The 15,050-nt window shown below is 64.3% G+C and carries 13 protein-coding genes; 8 read left to right on the forward strand and 5 right to left on the reverse strand.

The features are described 5' to 3' along the window. Window positions 1–15: 15 nt before the first annotated feature. The 3 genes from KMZ68_RS23930 to KMZ68_RS23940 all read right to left on the reverse strand — a co-directional run bounded on the left by KMZ68_RS23930 (window position 16) and on the right by KMZ68_RS23940 (window position 2,484). Window positions 16–822: an enoyl-CoA hydratase/isomerase family protein gene (locus KMZ68_RS23930; RefSeq protein WP_215613577.1), complete on the reverse strand. Its 807-nt coding sequence runs from the start codon at window positions 820–822 to the stop codon at window positions 16–18. 148 nt (window positions 823–970) lie between these two features. Then, entirely contained in the window at window positions 971–1,729 is a 759-nt protein-coding gene (locus tag KMZ68_RS23935) for an SDR family NAD(P)-dependent oxidoreductase (RefSeq protein ID WP_215613578.1), read from the reverse strand. Window positions 1,730–1,809: 80 nt separating this feature from the next. Continuing rightward, window positions 1,810–2,484: a TetR family transcriptional regulator gene (locus KMZ68_RS23940; RefSeq protein WP_215613579.1), complete on the reverse strand. Its 675-nt coding sequence runs from the start codon at window positions 2,482–2,484 to the stop codon at window positions 1,810–1,812. 146 nt (window positions 2,485–2,630) lie between these two features. Between KMZ68_RS23940 and KMZ68_RS23945 the strand changes: the two genes are divergently transcribed. The 6 genes from KMZ68_RS23945 (at window position 2,631) to KMZ68_RS23970 (ending at window position 10,065) form a co-directional block, all read left to right on the forward strand. Continuing rightward, window positions 2,631–3,803: an acetyl-CoA C-acetyltransferase gene (locus tag KMZ68_RS23945; RefSeq protein WP_215613580.1), complete on the forward strand. Its 1,173-nt coding sequence runs from the start codon at window positions 2,631–2,633 to the stop codon at window positions 3,801–3,803. Between the two features lie 175 nt (window positions 3,804–3,978). Next, on the forward strand, window positions 3,979–5,523 hold the full coding sequence (locus KMZ68_RS23950; protein ID WP_215613581.1) for an acyl-CoA synthetase: 1,545 nt from the start codon (window positions 3,979–3,981) through the stop codon (window positions 5,521–5,523). A 216-nt stretch (window positions 5,524–5,739) separates the two neighbouring features. Beyond that, complete coding sequence (locus tag KMZ68_RS23955) at window positions 5,740–6,894, forward strand: alpha/beta hydrolase (RefSeq protein WP_215613582.1); 1,155 nt, start codon at window positions 5,740–5,742, stop codon at window positions 6,892–6,894. A gap of 69 nt (window positions 6,895–6,963) precedes the next feature. Beyond that, a complete protein-coding gene (gene mbfA / locus KMZ68_RS23960; RefSeq protein ID WP_215613583.1) occupies window positions 6,964–7,935 on the forward strand; it encodes an iron exporter MbfA in 972 nt (323 codons plus the stop codon). Window positions 7,936–8,110: 175 nt separating this feature from the next. Next, complete coding sequence (locus tag KMZ68_RS23965; RefSeq protein ID WP_215613584.1) at window positions 8,111–9,583, forward strand: amidase; 1,473 nt, start codon at window positions 8,111–8,113, stop codon at window positions 9,581–9,583. A 128-nt stretch (window positions 9,584–9,711) separates the two neighbouring features. Then, a complete protein-coding gene (locus tag KMZ68_RS23970) occupies window positions 9,712–10,065 on the forward strand; it encodes a nuclear transport factor 2 family protein (RefSeq protein ID WP_215613585.1) in 354 nt (117 codons plus the stop codon). Between the two features lie 126 nt (window positions 10,066–10,191). Here KMZ68_RS23970 and KMZ68_RS23975 read toward each other — a convergent pair whose 3' ends face one another. Next, entirely contained in the window at window positions 10,192–11,280 is a 1,089-nt protein-coding gene (locus tag KMZ68_RS23975; RefSeq protein WP_215613586.1) for a Zn-dependent alcohol dehydrogenase, read from the reverse strand. Window positions 11,281–11,373: 93 nt separating this feature from the next. Next, window positions 11,374–13,155: an acyl-CoA dehydrogenase family protein gene (locus KMZ68_RS23980; RefSeq protein ID WP_215613587.1), complete on the reverse strand. Its 1,782-nt coding sequence runs from the start codon at window positions 13,153–13,155 to the stop codon at window positions 11,374–11,376. 102 nt (window positions 13,156–13,257) lie between these two features. Between KMZ68_RS23980 and KMZ68_RS23985 the strand changes: the two genes are divergently transcribed. Continuing rightward, window positions 13,258–14,256 carry a glutathione S-transferase family protein gene (locus tag KMZ68_RS23985; RefSeq protein ID WP_249779462.1) on the forward strand — a complete coding sequence of 333 codons (999 nt, stop codon included), beginning with the start codon at window positions 13,258–13,260 and terminating at the stop codon, window positions 14,254–14,256. 31 nt (window positions 14,257–14,287) lie between these two features. Beyond that, on the forward strand, window positions 14,288–14,989 hold the full coding sequence (locus tag KMZ68_RS23990) for an SDR family NAD(P)-dependent oxidoreductase (protein WP_215613588.1): 702 nt from the start codon (window positions 14,288–14,290) through the stop codon (window positions 14,987–14,989). Window positions 14,990–15,050 lie beyond the last annotated feature (61 nt).

A 15,050-nucleotide genomic window follows, 5' to 3' on the forward strand; every position in this document is an offset into this window, starting at 1 on the left:
TGGCGGCCGCTTTTCTTAACGCCTGATATAGACAGGCTTTCGCTTTTCCAGAAAGGCCCTGATGCCTTCGTTGAAATCTTCCGAACGGCTGCACAGGACCTGATTGCGGTCTTCCATCGCAATCACCGCCTCGATCGAGCCGGCATCGACGCTCATGTTGAGGCATTCCTTCGACAGCCGCAAACCGACCGGCGAGGCCGTCATCATCGCTTCGACATAGGGTTCGGCGGCGGCATCGAGCCCGCCCTCCTCGACCACTTCGGAAACCAGACCGACCGCCAGCGCGCGCTCGGCATGGATGAAGCGTCCGGTCAGGATCAGTTCGGAGGCGACCGACACCCCGACCAGCCGCGGCAGGAAATAGCTGGTGCCGATGTCGCAGCCGCCTAGCCCGAGCTTGATGAAGGCGCAGTTCATCCGCGCCGATCTGGTGGCGATGCGGATGTCGGCGGCGAGCGCCAGCGCGAAACCGCCGCCGGCCGCGGAGCCCTGCACCAGCGCGATGATCGGCTGCGGGCAGCGCCGCATCAGCATCACGATGTCGGCAATCCGGCGCTGCGAATCCAGCGACTCGGTGACGCCGGGCGGCTCCTGCTGCCCGGCGCGGCGCGCCATCGCGTGCTTGAGATCGAGCCCGGCGCAGAACGACGCACCCGCCCCCTTCAGCACCACCACGCGGGTGGCGCGGTTGCGCTGCAGACCCTCGAAATAGCCGTTCAGCGCGTCGATCATCTCTGGATTGAGCGCGTTGAGGCTGTCCGGGCGATTGAGCGTCACCCGGTCGACCCCGTCATCGTGTTCGATCAGCAGCGGTCGGGTCACGCTGACCTCCGCACTATCGTCGTCCCCGCGAACGCGGGGACCCATACGCCGTGCCGTTTCGATCTGGGCATGGTGGCAGAGACCTCCCGAAACAATTACCGCCGCGGAGTATGGGTCCCCGCGTTCGCGGGGACGACGACAGAGTTTGCTACCGCGGCGCCATGCGGATGGCGCCGTCGAGACGGATGGTCTCGCCGTTCAGCATCGGGTTCTCGACGATGTGCACCGCGAGGTTGCCGTATTCGGAGGCGTCGCCGAGCCGGGCCGGATGCGGCACCTGCGCGCCGAGGCTCTTGCGGGCTTCCTCGTTCAGGCCCATCAGCAGCGGCGTCAGGAACAGGCCGGGCGCGATGGTGTTGACGCGGATCTTGAGGCTGGCGAGATCGCGCGCCGCCGGCAGCGTCAGACCGACCACGCCGCCTTTCGATGCGGAATAGGCGATCTGGCCGATCTGGCCCTCATAGGCCGCGACGCTCGCGGTGTTGATGATGACGCCGCGCTCCTCGCCGACCGGAGCCGCGGTCGCCAGCCGTTCGGAGAACAGCCGCAGCACGTTGAAGGTGCCGATCAGGTTGACGTTGATGACGCGGACGAACTTGGCCAGCGGATAGACGCCGTCCTTGCCGACGATGCGCTGCGAGCCGCCGATGCCGGCGCAATTCATCAGCACGCGGGCGATGCCGTGAGCGGCTTCGGCCTTGGCGAGCGCGGCCTTGACCTGTTCCTCGTCGGTGACGTCGGCATGCAGGGCTATGCCCTTCACTTCGGCTGCGACCTTCTCGGCGTTTTCCTTACTCTGGTCGAGCACGCCGATTTTCGCGCCCTTGGCCGCCATGGCGCGCGCGGTGGCGGCGCCGAGGCCGGAGCCACCGCCGGTGATGATTACGGCAACGTCTTGCAACTGCATGATAGAGACCTTTCCTTGGGCGTTTCTTCTGTATTGGGCGAATGGCGAATAGCGAATGGCGAATAGAAGAAATCTATTCGCTACTCACCATTCGCTATTCGCCCCTTCTTTTCTTCCAGCATCCCCCCGCAAATCAGCGCTTCCATGTGCCTGATATATTGGCGGCAGACTTCGTCGGTGACCGGCCCGACGCCGGTGGCGCGCGACATCGCGTGGCGTCCGAAAAACAGATGATCGCATGCGCCGATCAGGCTGGTGTAGAACAGCACCGGATCGATATCGCGGAACTCGCCGGCCTTGATGCCTTCCGCCAGCAGCCGGCGATGAAATTCCAGCAGCGGCGCGACGAAGAATTTCGAGACCTCGTCGGCGGCTTCCACGCTGCTCTCATGCAGCAAATAGTGGATCAGCCGGTTCATATAGGGAAACTGGTGATACGCCCGGATGATGCCGGCGATGTGCAGCTTCAGTTTCGCGGTCGGCGTGATCGCCTGCGCCAGCAGATATTCGAGGTTCGCCACCTCGGTCGCGGCGTCGCGCGCCAACAGCGCCAGCAGCAGGCCGTCCTTGTTGCCGAAGTGATATTTGACCAGCGCGGCGTTGACGCCGGATTTCTGCGCGATGTCGCTCAGCGACACATCGATCGAGGAGCGCTCGATCATCAGCTCGCTCGCCGCGACGAGGAGCTTTTCCGCCGTTGAGTTTTTGCCACCCGGAAGCCGGGCCGGTACGCTGGTATTCAACTCTGATCCCATCACCTGCTGCCGGGAAATCCGGGCGCAGATAACCCGATGATGGGGCTCACCTCAAGAGTTAATTGATTGATTGACTAAATCCTCCTGCCTCTCTTAAATCCGGCCCATCTTTCAAACCCCATCCAAAACAATCAGGGAGAACAGTCATGGCCGAGGCCTATATCGTCGCCGCCGCACGCACCGCAGGCGGCCGCAAGGGGGGACGCCTCGCCGGCTGGCATCCGGCCGATCTCGCCGCGTCCGTGCTGAATTCACTGGTCGATCGTTCGGGTGCGGCGCCCGACCAGGTCGAAGACGTGATCATGGGCTGCGTCATGCAGGTCGGCGAACAGTCCAACAACATGGCGCGCAACGCCATCCTGGCCTCGAAGCTGCCGGAGAGCGTGCCCGGCACTTCGGTCGACCGCCAGTGCGGCTCGTCGCAGCAGGCGCTGCATTTCGCGGCGCAGGCGGTGATGTCCGGCACCATGGACATCGTGATCGCCGCCGGCGTGGAATCGATGACCCGGGTGCCGATGGGCCTGTCGTCGCAATTGCCGGCCAAGAACGGTTTCGGCACTTCCAAGAGCCCGGGCATCGAGAAGAAATATCCGAACATCGTGTTCAGCCAGTTCACCGGCGCGGAAATGATGGCGGAGAAATACGGCCTCTCCAAAGACGATCTCGACAGGTTCTCCTTTGAAAGCCACCAGCGCGCCATCGCCGCGACCCAGGCCGGCAGCTTCAAGGACGAAATCATTCCGCTGCAGATCACCCGCGCGGACGGTTCGACCGACACCCATCACATCGACGAAGGCATCCGCTTCGACGCCACCCTTGAGGGCATCAGGGGCGTCAAGCTGATCGCCGAGAACGGCAAGCTCACCGCCGCCAGCTCCAGCCAGATCTGCGATGGCGCCTCCGGCGTGATGGTCGTCAACGAAAGGGGCCTGAAGTCGCTCGGCGTCAAGCCGCTGGCGCGGGTTCATCACATGACCATGATGGGCGGCGATCCCGTGATCATGCTGGACGCGCCGCTGCACGCCACCGAGCGCGCGCTGAAGAAGGCCGGCATGTCGATCGACGACATCGACCTGTTCGAGGTCAACGAGGCCTTCGCCTCGGTGCCGACGGCGTGGCTGAAGACAACAGGCGCGGATCCGGCGCGGCTCAACGTCAACGGCGGCGCCATCGCGCTCGGCCACCCGCTCGGCGGCTCCGGCACCAAGCTGATGACCACGCTGATCAACGCGCTCAAGCAGCGCAACAAGCGTTACGGCCTGCAGACCATGTGCGAAGGCGGCGGCATGGCCAACGTCACCATCGTCGAGCGGCTGTAAGAAAAGCGGCCACAACAAAGGTGTCGTCCCGGCCTTGAGCCGGGACCCATAACCACGAATGTTCGCGATTGCACTGAGCTGGAGCTCCAGCTCGTTTCAAAGCTCGGACCTGTGGTTATGGGTCCCTGCATTCGCAGGGACGACGTAAACAATAAAAACTCCCGAGGAAACCCCCATGACCCACCCTTCCGTCTACGCGCGGACCCAGCCGGACAAGATCGCCTATCAGATGGCCGGCACCGGAAAGGCGATCACTTATCGCGAGCTCGACGAGCTGTCGAACCAGGGCGCGCAGCTGTTCCGCTCGCTCGGGCTGAAGGAAGGCGATCACATCGCGTTCCTGATCGAGAACCGGCTGGCGTTCATGGAGATCTGCTGGGCGGCGCAGCGCTCAGGACTGTATTACACCGCGATCAGCCGCTACCTCACCCAGGACGAGATCGCCTACATCATCGGGGATTGCGGCGCCAGGGTCGTCATCACGTCACCGAAATGCGCCGAGCAGATCAAGGGGCTGGTGCAGGGCGCGCCCGGCGAGCCCGTGTTCTACATGCTCGACGAACCGCTGCCCGGCTTCCGCTCCTGGGACAAGGAAGCGGCGGCGCAGCCGACCACGCCGATTGCGGACCAGGTCGCCGGCTACGACATGCTGTATTCGTCGGGCACCACCGGCCGCCCCAAGGGCATCAAGCGCGAATCCGAGCACAACCCGATCGATCTGCCGAACCCGTTCCTGAAGATCCTCTGCGCCGACATGTGCGGGATGAATTCCGACAGCATTTACCTGTCGCCGGCGCCGCTCTATCACGCCGCTCCCTTGCGCTTCAACATGATGGCGATCACGCTGGGCGGCACCTCGATCATCATGGAATCCTTCGACGCCGAGGAATTCCTCAAGCTGGTCGAGAAATACCAGATTACCCAGTCGCAGCTGGTGCCGACCATGTTCGTGCGGATGCTGAAACTGCCGGACGAAGTGCGCCGGCGCTACGACGTCTCGTCGCTGAAGGGCGCGATCCACGCCGCCGCGCCCTGCCCGATCGACGTCAAGGCCAAGATGATCGAGTGGTGGGGACCGATCCTGATCGAGTACTACGCCGGCTCCGAAGGCAACGGCGTCACGGTCTCGACTTCGCAGCAATGGCTGACCCATCGCGGCACCGTCGGCCGCGCCGTGGTCGGCAAGATCAAGATCCTCGACGAGAACGAACAGGAAGTGCCGGTGGGCCAGATCGGCACGGTATATTTCGCCGACGCGCCGGTCTTCACCTATCACAACGATCCCGAGAAGACCAAGCGCGCCTACAACGCCAAGGGCTGGTCGACGCTCGGTGACGTCGGCTATCTCGACGCGGAAGGCTATCTCTACCTCACCGACCGCAAGTCCTACATGATCATCTCCGGTGGCGTGAACATCTATCCGCAGGAGACCGAGGACGTGCTGATCACCCATCCTGGCGTCGCCGACGTTGCGGTGTTCGGCGTGCCGAACGAGGAGATGGGCGAAGAGGTCAAGGCGGTGGTGCAGCCGCACGACATGGCGAAGGCCGGCAAGGAACTCGAGGCCGAACTGATCCTGTTCTGCCGCAAGCATCTGTCGCCGATCAAATGCCCGAAGAGCATCGACTTCGCAGCGGAGTTGCCGCGGACGCCGACCGGCAAGCTGGTCAAGCGCCATTTGCGCGACAAGTATTGGCCGAAGACGGCGGTTAAGGTGTGACTTCCTTCCCTTCTCCCCTTGTGGGAGAAGGTGGCCCATAGGCGGCCTTCGGCCGCCGTTCTTAAGCACGCCGATGCTTCGCATCGGCTACGGCGAAGCGAAGGCGGATGTGGGGTCTCTATCCGCGGAGACAAACCCCTCACCCGTCTCAATCGCGCGTTGCGCGATTGATCCACCCTCTCCCACAAGGGGAGAGGGAAGAAAGGGGCTCGACCAATGACCTCCCTTCCCGACGTTCCCCTGCCCTCCTCCATCCGCTCCCGCTACGTCGAAGACATCAACGGCCTGCGCATGCATGTGCTGGAGGCTGGCTTCGAGACCAAGGGCCGGCCCTGCGTGCTGCTGCTGCACGGCTTTCCGGAACTCGCCTTCAGCTGGCGCAAGGTGATGCCTGTTTTGGCGGCAGCCGGCTATCACGTGATCGCGCCGGACCAGCGCGGCTATGGCCGCACCACCGGGTGGGATCCGGACTACGACGGCGACCTCGCTTCGTTCCGGCTGCTCAATCTGGTGCGCGACGCGCTGGGCCTGGTTTCGGCGTTCGGCTATCGCCATGTCGACGCCGTGGTCGGGCATGATTTCGGCTCCTCCGTCGCCGCCTGGTGCGCGCTGGTGCGGCCCGACGTGTTCCGGTCGGTCGCGCTGATGAGCGCGCCGTTCGGAGGCCCGCCGCAGATCGCCTTCAACACAGTGGATGCGCCACAGACGTCGAAGCCGGAAGATCCCGTGCATCGCGAGCTCGCGGCGCTGCCGCGGCCGCGCAAGCATTATCAATGGTACTACTCGACGCGCGAAGCCAACGCCGACATGCACCACGCGCCGCAAGGCGTGCATGATTTCCTGCGCGCCTATTACCATCACAAGAGCGCGGACTGGAAAGCCAACGCGCCCTATCCGCTGCAAGGCTGGACCGCGAGCGAACTCGCCAAGCTGCCGACCTATTACGTGATGGACCTCGCCAAGAACATGGCCGCCACCGTCGCGGGGGAAATGCCGTCCGCCGCCGCAATCGCCGCCAACCAATGGCTGCCCGACCGCGAACTTTCCTTCTACAGCGCCGAATATCAGCGCACCGGATTCCAGGGCGGCTTGCAGTGGTATCGCTGCGGCACCTCGGGCGAATTCATTGCGGAACTGCAGACCTGGTCGGACCGGACCATCGACGTGCCTTCCTGCTTCATCTCGGGCAAGCAGGACTGGGGAACCTACCAGCGCCCCGGTGTGTTCGAGGCGATGCAGACCACGGCTTGCACGCGCATGATCGGCTGCCATCTCGTCGACGGCGCCGGCCACTGGGTGCAGCAGGAACAGCCCGCCGAAGTGAGCCGGCTGCTGCTCGCCTTCCTGCACCAAGCTGCCGGGCGGCGATGAATTGACCTGCCAACGGCGCCCCTCTATAAGATTTAGAATGGTTCTAAATTATCCAGCAGAGGCGTCGTTGTGAAGAATTTCGCCGACCTGACCGAGCGCGAAATCCTGGCGGTTGCGATCTCCGCGGAGGAGGAAGACAGCCGCATCTACATGACCTTCGCGGAAGACCTCGCGGAGCGTTATCCCGAATCGGCGAAAATATTCGAGGAGATGGCCGAGGAGGAAAAGGGCCATCGCCACATGCTGCTCGAAATGTACGAGAAGCGTTTCGGCGAGAACCTGCCGCCGATCCGAAGAGAAAACGTCAAGGGATTCCTGCGCCGCCGTCCGGTCTGGCTGACCAAGAATCTGTCGCTCGACACCATCCGCAAGGAAGCCGAGACGATGGAGTTCGAGGCCGAACGGTTCTACGTCAAGGCCGCCGAGCAGACCCACGACGTCGGCGTCCGCCGGCTGCTCGGCGATCTCGCGGAAGCGGAAAAGGGCCATGAGAATGTCGCGGCCAGGCTGACCGACCTGATCCTCAGCCCGGACGTTCGAGAACAGGAGGACAAGACCCGCCGGCGCGTATTCGTACTGCAATATGTGCAGCCCGGTCTCGCCGGGTTGATGGACGGGTCGGTCTCGACGCTGGCGCCGCTGTTCGCGGCGGCATTCGCGACGCATAACAACTGGCAGACTTTTCTGGTGGGACTTGCCGCCTCGATCGGCGCTGGCATCAGCATGGGCTTTGCCGAAGCACTGTCCGACGACGGCTCACTGACCGGGCGCGGCTCGCCGTGGCTGCGCGGCGTGACCTGCGGCCTGATGACGACGCTGGGCGGCCTCGGCCATACCCTGCCCTATCTGGTGCCGGACAGCTGGGCCAATGCATTCTGGATCGCGACCGCGATCGCTGGCATCGTGGTGTTCTTCGAATTGTGGGCGATCGCCTATATTCGCGCGCGCTATATGGACACGCCGTTCATGCAGGCGGCGTTCCAGATCGTGCTCGGCGGCGCCATCGTGCTCGCCGTCGGCATTCTGATCGGCGGGGCGTAGCAGACCTGCGCAGATTGCAGCAGCAATTCCGGTCAAGCGCAGCGGCCGCATAGGGCCTAGGTAACGCGGCGAGCGAAGGGTCGCACGATGCGTCGATGCATGACGCACCGGTCTTGCGGCCCGTTCGCAAACTGAGCATCATCCCTCCCAAGCAAAAGTCAGCAGGAGCAACGCCTTGGCCAAATCGCAATGGAGTTTCAGATCCGCGACTGAACTATCCGCAGCCCTCGCCGCGAAAAAAGTCTCCGCCGTCGAGCTGGCGCAGGACGCGATCGGGCGCATCGAGCGCCACGACGGCAAGATCAATGCGATTTGCGTGCGCGATTTCGCGCGCGGCCTGGAAGCGGCCCGCGCCGCCGACGCAGCACGCGCGCGCGGCGAAACCGGAGCGCTGCTCGGCTTGCCGATGACGGTGAAGGAATCCTTCAATATTGCCGGATTGCCCACGACATGGGGTTTTCCGCCGCAGAAGGATTTCGTGCCGGGCGAAGACGCACTGTCGGTTTCGCGGGTCAAGGCTGCAGGCGGCGTGATCCTCGGCAAGACCAACGTGCCGGTCGGCCTCGCCGACTGGCAGAGCTACAACGAGATCTACGGCACCACCAATAATCCGTTTGATCTCGGCCGCACGCCCGGCGGCTCCTCCGGCGGATCGTCGGCGGCGCTGGCCGCTGGTTACGGCCCGCTTTCGCTCGGCTCCGACATCGGCGGCTCGCTTCGGGTGCCGGCGTTCCACTGCGGCGTCTATGCGCACAAGCCGACCTACAATCTGGCGCCGGTGCGCGGGCATACGCCGCCGCCGTTCCCGGCGATGCCGCTCGACCGCGACATGGCCGTGATCGGCCCGATGGCGCGTTCGGCCGCCGATCTGTCGCTGCTGCTCGACGTGATGGCGGGACCGGATCCGCTGGACATGGGCGTCGGCTACAGGCTTGCGCTGCCGCCGCCGCGGCACAACGCGCTGAAGGATTTTCGCGTGCTGGTGGTCGACAGCGATCCGGTGCTGCCGGCCGACCAGGACATTCGCGGCGCCATCGACAAGCTCGCGGGCAGCCTCGCCAAAGCCGGGGTGAGCGTCGCGCGGCAAAGCCCGCTGTGGCCGGACTTTGCGGATTCGTCGCGGCTCTACATGCGGATGCTGATGGCGTTCCTGGGGGCGTTCTTTCCGCTGGAGGCGGTCGCAGGCGCGCAGGCCGGCGCCGCCCAGTTGAAGGCCGACAACAGGAGCCTTGCCGCCGAACGTCTGCGCGGCATGACGCAAAGTCATCGCGACTGGGTACTCGACGACGGCGCGCGCGCCCGGCTGCGCGCGCAGTGGCGCGAGCTGTTCAAGACTTTCGACGCGGTGATCTGCCCGATCATGCCGACGCCGGCCTACCCGCACGATCATTCGCCGGACCAGGAAGCGCGCCGCATCAAGATCGACGGCAAGGATTACGTCTATACGGATCAACTGACATGGCCCGGCATCGCCACCCTGCCCGGGCTGCCGGCCACGGCGATCCCGCTCGGCCTGTCGCCGCAGGGCCTGCCGGTCGGCGTGCAGATCCTCGGCCCCTGGCTGGAAGATCGCACGCCCCTGAGGCTGGCGGAACTGATCGAGCGCGAATTCGGCGGCTTCGTGCCGCCGCCGATGTTTGATGATTAGATCTTGCCTCATCCTGAGGAGCGGCGCCTTCACCGCGTCTCGAAGGATGAGACATGATTGGCCTTCACGGTTCGAGACGGCGCTGACGCGCCTCCTCACCATGAGGGTTTGGCATGGGAGATTAGGAAATGCGAAACGACCTTGCCGAACTGACCAGCCTCAATCGCGATTACGTCAATTCCGTGCAGCATTCCGACGTCAAACGCTTCGACGAAATCCTCGCCGCGGATTTCTACTGCTCCAATCCCGACAAGACGCTGGTCGATCGCGCCGGATTCCTCAAGCAGACCGCAGTGCCGGTGGCGATCAAAAATCTCGAGGCGCATGACGTGAAGATCCGCCTGATGGGCGACTTCGCCATCATCCATGCCGCCACGCGCTACACGATGCCGGACGGCACGCCGGGCACGGGACGCTACACCGACGTCTGGGCAAGGCAGAACGGCCGCTGGCTCGCGGTATCGGCGCATGTGTCGAGATGATTTGAGGAAGGTGTCATGCCCGGCCTTGTGCCGGGCATCCACGTCCCAATCGCCGCAAAAACGTGGATGGCCGGGACGAGCCCGGCCATGCCGGCAACTTAGACTCTCGCAACAATCAAACCTCGCTCATGCATCGAACATGATGACGCTGCGCACGGTCTTGCCGGCTTTCATCGCGGCAAAGCCTTCGTTGATCTCCGACAGCTTCAGCTTGGCCGAGATCCAGTCTTCCAGGTGCAGCTTGCCGCGCATGTAGAATTCCACCAGGCGGGGCATGTCGACGCGGAAATGGTTCGAGCCCATCGAGGAGCCCTGGATCCTGCGTTCCCTCAGGAAGTCGAAGCCGTGCAGTTCGATCTTCTGGCCGAACGGGATCATGCCGACGATGGTCGCAGTGCCGCCCGGCGCCAGCATCGCAAAGGACTGCTCCGCGGTCTCCTTGCGGCCCAGCACCTCGAAGGAGTGATTCACGCCGCCGCTGGTGAGTTCGCGCACCTGCTGCACCACGTCGCCGTTGCGGGGATCGACCACGTCGGTGGCGCCGAGCTTGGTGGCAAGCTGAAGTTTTGCGGGATTGGTATCGATCGCGATGATCCGGCCGGCGCCCGCGATCGCGGCGCCGTTGATCGCTGCCATGCCGACGCCGCCGCAGCCGATCACGGCGACGGTCTCACCGGCCTGGACCTTGGCGGTGTTCACGACAGCGCCATAGCCTGTGATCACGCCGCAGCCGATCAGCGCCGCCAGATCGAGCGGCATCTCCTTCTTGATTTTGACGATGGCGTTTTCGTGCACCAGCATCTGCTCGGCAAACGACGACAGGTTGAGAAACTGATGCAGTTTCTCCGACCGCGCCCAGGACAGCCGGTTGGACGCGCCGGGCACCATCTTCACGGTGGTGTCGGTGCACAGCACCGGCCGTCCGGTCGTGCAGTTGTCGCAGGTGCCGCAGAACACCGAAAGACAGGTGACGACGTGATCGCCGGGCTTCACATAGGTGACGTCCGAACCGACCTTCTCGACCACGCCGGCCGATTCGTGCCCGAGCACGGCCGGCAGCGGATGCGGATAAAGCCCTTCCATGAAGTGCAGGTCGGAGTGGCAGAGCCCGGCGACCGCGGTGCGGATCAGGACCTCGCGCGGGCCGGGATTTGGAAGGCTGACGTCCTCGATCACGAGCGGCTTGTTGACTTCAAACAGGACGGCGGCCTTCATCGGTGTTTCCTCTTTTGTTTATGTTCAAGCCTTTGAAACGCGAAAGGTGCGCCCCTCTCCCCTTGTGGGAGAGGTAAGATCACGCGTTGGAGACTAAGCTACCTTCAGCAATTCGCCAACCTCGGCCATCCCGACGGCGCGATCGTCGAGCAGATGGCCGGTGATGGCGCGCTGCGCCGCATTTTCCGTGAGCCGGAACGGATCGCTCGCCGCGACCCGGTGATCGATCACCATCCGCGACAGCAGCAGCCGCCGTGCGTCGCCGCGCATCTCGTGGATGCGCCCGCCTTCCCAGGCCAGCGCCACGGCGCTGGCGACGTGATAGAGCAGGCTGGTGGCGCGCCGCGCGTCGGCTTCGTTGTCCATGCGGCTTGCGACCTCGCGGGCGAAGCCGATGGCGCGATCGGTGAGATCGCGCAGGCGGCCGCGCCAGGCCTGCGGCACATTGGCGCTGTCGTCGAGCCGGGCATGCAGGTCGGCGGCCAATGCGGCCTCGGCGCCATGGCGGCCGACGGCGCGCTTAAGCGCGTCGATTGCAACGATGTTGCCGGTGCCTTCCCAGATCGAGCCGAGATGGGCGTCACGCAGCAGCCGCGCCGTGGCGAATTCCTCGATGTAACCGATGCCGCCGCGCATCTCGAGCGCGTCGCCGCAGACCTTGCGGGCGTCGCGGGTGGCGCGAAATTTCAGCGTCGGGGTCAGGATGCGCAACAGCGCCGCCGCGTCCTGGCTACCGGCCTCGGCGCGGTCGAGCGCGTCAGCGGTCAGGAAACTCAATGACAGTGCCTGCTCGGTCGCCAGCATGATCTTCATCAATTGTCGCCGCGCCAGGGGCAGATCGACGATGCGGCTTCCGAACACCACGCGGTTCTGCGCCACCGTCATCGCGTCGTGATGCGCGCGCCGCATCAGCGCGGTGGATTTGACGCCGTTGGAAAGCCGCGAGGAATTGACCATCTCGGCCATCTGCACGAAGCCACGGTCGAGCTTGCCGACCGCGTAGGCAATCGCGCCCTCGAGTTTGATCTCGCCCGAGGCCATCGAGCGGGTGCCGAGCTTGTCCTTGAGACGGACGATCCGGTAATGATTCGGGGTGCCGTCGTCGAGCGTCCGCGGCATCAGGAACAGGCCGACGCCGCGCGTTCCCGGCCCTGCGCCTTCCGGCCGCGCCAGCAGCATCACGACTTTGGCGTCCGCATTGGAGCAGAACCACTTCTCGCCGGTCAGCCGCCAGTGATCGCCTTCCTGCACCGCCGTCGTGGTCAGCGTGCCGACGTCGGAGCCGCCTTCCTTCTCGGTCATGAACTGGCCGCCCTGCGTGAGCTTGCTCATGTCGGTCTGGGTCAGGCCATCGAGATATTTCGATTTCAAGGCCTCGCTGCCGAAATTCGCAAGCAGCTTGGCGCAGCCGTCAGTGACGTTGATCGGACAGCCCAGCCCGAATTCGGCCTGGTTGAACAGGAACGTAAAGGCGTGCTTGGCGACGACCGGATACTTGTCCGGCCAGCCCAGGATGCCCTTGCGCACCGACATCGCGTGAATGCCGAATTCGCCGAACGCGGCGCGCTCCAGCTCACGATAGGCCGGATGATATTCGATCCACTGCGCGTCGCGGCCGAAGCGGTCGCGCTGGTGCAGCACCGGGGTGTGGCGGTCCGACAGGCGCGCGCATTCGTCGAGATGGCCGCCGGCGAGGCCGCCGAGCCGGTCGAGATGCGGCTCGATATGGCGGAACAGCGCTTCCGGCAGATGAATGCGCAACAGATCCGTCAGTGCCGGATCGGCGCGGTAGAAATTCATCCCCGTTGTGTCCGGCGCGAGCAATCCCGGCTGGCCGGGAGCAAGACTTGCGCGATCGTGCTTGAGTGGCTGCATTTTTTGACTCTTGTTCGTTCCGCCCGATATTGCCTGCTATAGACCACCTACCGATAAAGCAGGCGACAACGCCGTCAACAAACATAATTGGAGGATCACCCTGTGGCAGACGGATACCGCATCATCGGCGCCGAGATGTCGCCCTACTCGGTCAAGGTCCGCTCCTATTTTCGCTACAAGGCCATTCCGCACCAATGGGTTTTGCGCAATGCGGCAAGCCAGGCGGAATATGACAAATACGCCAAAATGCCGATCATTCCGCTGGTGATCACGCCCGAGGGCACTGGCATCCAGGATTCCACTCCGATCATCGAGCAGATGGAGAAGCTGCATCCGCAGCCGTCGATCCATCCGGACGACGCCATCGCCAACTACGTCTCCACGCTGATCGAGGAATTCGGCGACGAGTGGGGTAACAAATGGATGTTTCACTACCGCTGGGCGCGCGAGGTCGATCAGCGCGCATCGGCCGGGCGCATCGCCCGGATGCGCAGCCCGAAAGCGAGCGAAGCCGAGCATGACGCCTTCGCCGACCAGGTGCGGACCCGCATGGTGAGCCGGGTCTGGTTCGTCGGCTCGAACGAACTGACCGCGCCGCAGATCGAGGAAGGTTTTGGGGACATGCTCGGCCTGCTCGACGATCACCTCGCCAAGCGGCCTTATCTGTTCGGCGGACGGCCCGCGTTCGGCGACTTCGGTCTCTGGGGCCAGTTTTACGAGCTGTGGACCGATCCGACCGCCGGCGCTCTGATCGAGGGCAATGCGCCGCATGTACTCGACTGGATCCACCGCATGCTGTGGCCGCGGGCGGAAGGCGCGTTCGAAGGCTGGACCACGCTTGCGCCGACCCTGATGCCGATCCTGGTCAAGCAGGTCGGCCGACAATTCTGGCCGTGGACGCTCGCCAACGAGGCCGCGCTGCGGGAAGCCAGGGAAGAATTCAGCGTTACGCTCGGCGACAAGGTCTGGACCCAGAAGCCGCAGAAATATCACGCGCGGTCGCTCGGCATGCTGCGCGCCAAATACGCCGAAGTGCCCGACAAGAGCGCGCTCGACATGGTGCTGGCCGCGGCGGGTTGCCTTGCAGGATTGCGCGCCTAGATACGGACTCCCCGCCATTCGAGGACAGCCCATGGAAATGCCTGACTACAAGATTGCCCTGATCGTCGGCGCCGGCGAAGGCCTCAGTGCATCGCTGGCGCGACTGTTCGCCAAGCAGGGCATTCGCGTCGCGCTGGCCGCCCGCAAGATCGAAAAGTTGGGGGCGCTCTGCACCGAGACCGGCGCCCGCGCCTTTGCCTGCGACGCCACCGATCCTGATGAAGTCGAGCGGCTGTTCGGCATGGTGGAGCGCGAGATCGGGTCGCCGGACCTCGTTGTCTACAACGCCAGCGGCCGTGCCCGCGGCGCGTTCACCGATCTGGTGCCGGCGGATGTCGCGCAAGCCATCGCCGTCAGCGCGTTCGGCGGTTTCCTGGTGGCGCAGCAGGCGGCACGACGGATGCTGCCGAACCAGCACGGCGCGATCCTGTTCACCGGGGCTTCGGCCAGCATCAAGGGCTATCCGCAATCCGCACCCTTTGCGATGGGCAAGTTCGCGCTGCGCGGGCTGACGCAGAGCATGGCGCGCGAATTGTCGCCGCAGGGCATTCACGTCGCGCATTTCGTCATCGACGGCGGCATCCGCAGCACGGCGCGCAGCGAGCCCGCCGACCGGCCGGATTCGATGCTCGATCCCGACGCCATTGCCTTGAGCTACTGGAACGTGCTGCAGCAGCCGCGCAGCGCCTGGACCTGGGAGCAGGAATTGCGGCCGTGGGTGGAGAAGTTTTAGCGCAACACCGTCATTCCGGGATGGTGCATAGCACCACACCTGCTTCGCATCACCCCGGAAT

Origin of the sequence: Bradyrhizobium sediminis (assembly GCF_018736105.1) — a bacterium.
Classification (GTDB): domain Bacteria; phylum Pseudomonadota; class Alphaproteobacteria; order Rhizobiales; family Xanthobacteraceae; genus Bradyrhizobium.

What these genes read in the sequence shown, in the direction of transcription:
- KMZ68_RS23935 (WP_215613578.1), bottom strand. Translation starts at nt 1,729, where the DNA reads ATGCAGTTGCAAGACGTTGCCGTAATCATCACCGGCGGTGGCTCCGGC.
- KMZ68_RS23940 (WP_215613579.1), bottom strand. Translation starts at nt 2,484, where the DNA reads ATGGGATCAGAGTTGAATACCAGCGTACCGGCCCGGCTTCCGGGTGGC.
- KMZ68_RS23945 (WP_215613580.1), top strand. Translation starts at nt 2,631, where the DNA reads ATGGCCGAGGCCTATATCGTCGCCGCCGCACGCACCGCAGGCGGCCGC.
- KMZ68_RS23950 (WP_215613581.1), top strand. Translation starts at nt 3,979, where the DNA reads ATGACCCACCCTTCCGTCTACGCGCGGACCCAGCCGGACAAGATCGCC.
- KMZ68_RS23955 (WP_215613582.1), top strand. Translation starts at nt 5,740, where the DNA reads ATGACCTCCCTTCCCGACGTTCCCCTGCCCTCCTCCATCCGCTCCCGC.
- KMZ68_RS23970 (WP_215613585.1), top strand. Translation starts at nt 9,712, where the DNA reads ATGCGAAACGACCTTGCCGAACTGACCAGCCTCAATCGCGATTACGTC.
- KMZ68_RS23975 (WP_215613586.1), bottom strand. Translation starts at nt 11,280, where the DNA reads ATGAAGGCCGCCGTCCTGTTTGAAGTCAACAAGCCGCTCGTGATCGAG.
- KMZ68_RS23980 (WP_215613587.1), bottom strand. Translation starts at nt 13,155, where the DNA reads ATGCAGCCACTCAAGCACGATCGCGCAAGTCTTGCTCCCGGCCAGCCG.
- KMZ68_RS23990 (WP_215613588.1), top strand. Translation starts at nt 14,288, where the DNA reads ATGGAAATGCCTGACTACAAGATTGCCCTGATCGTCGGCGCCGGCGAA.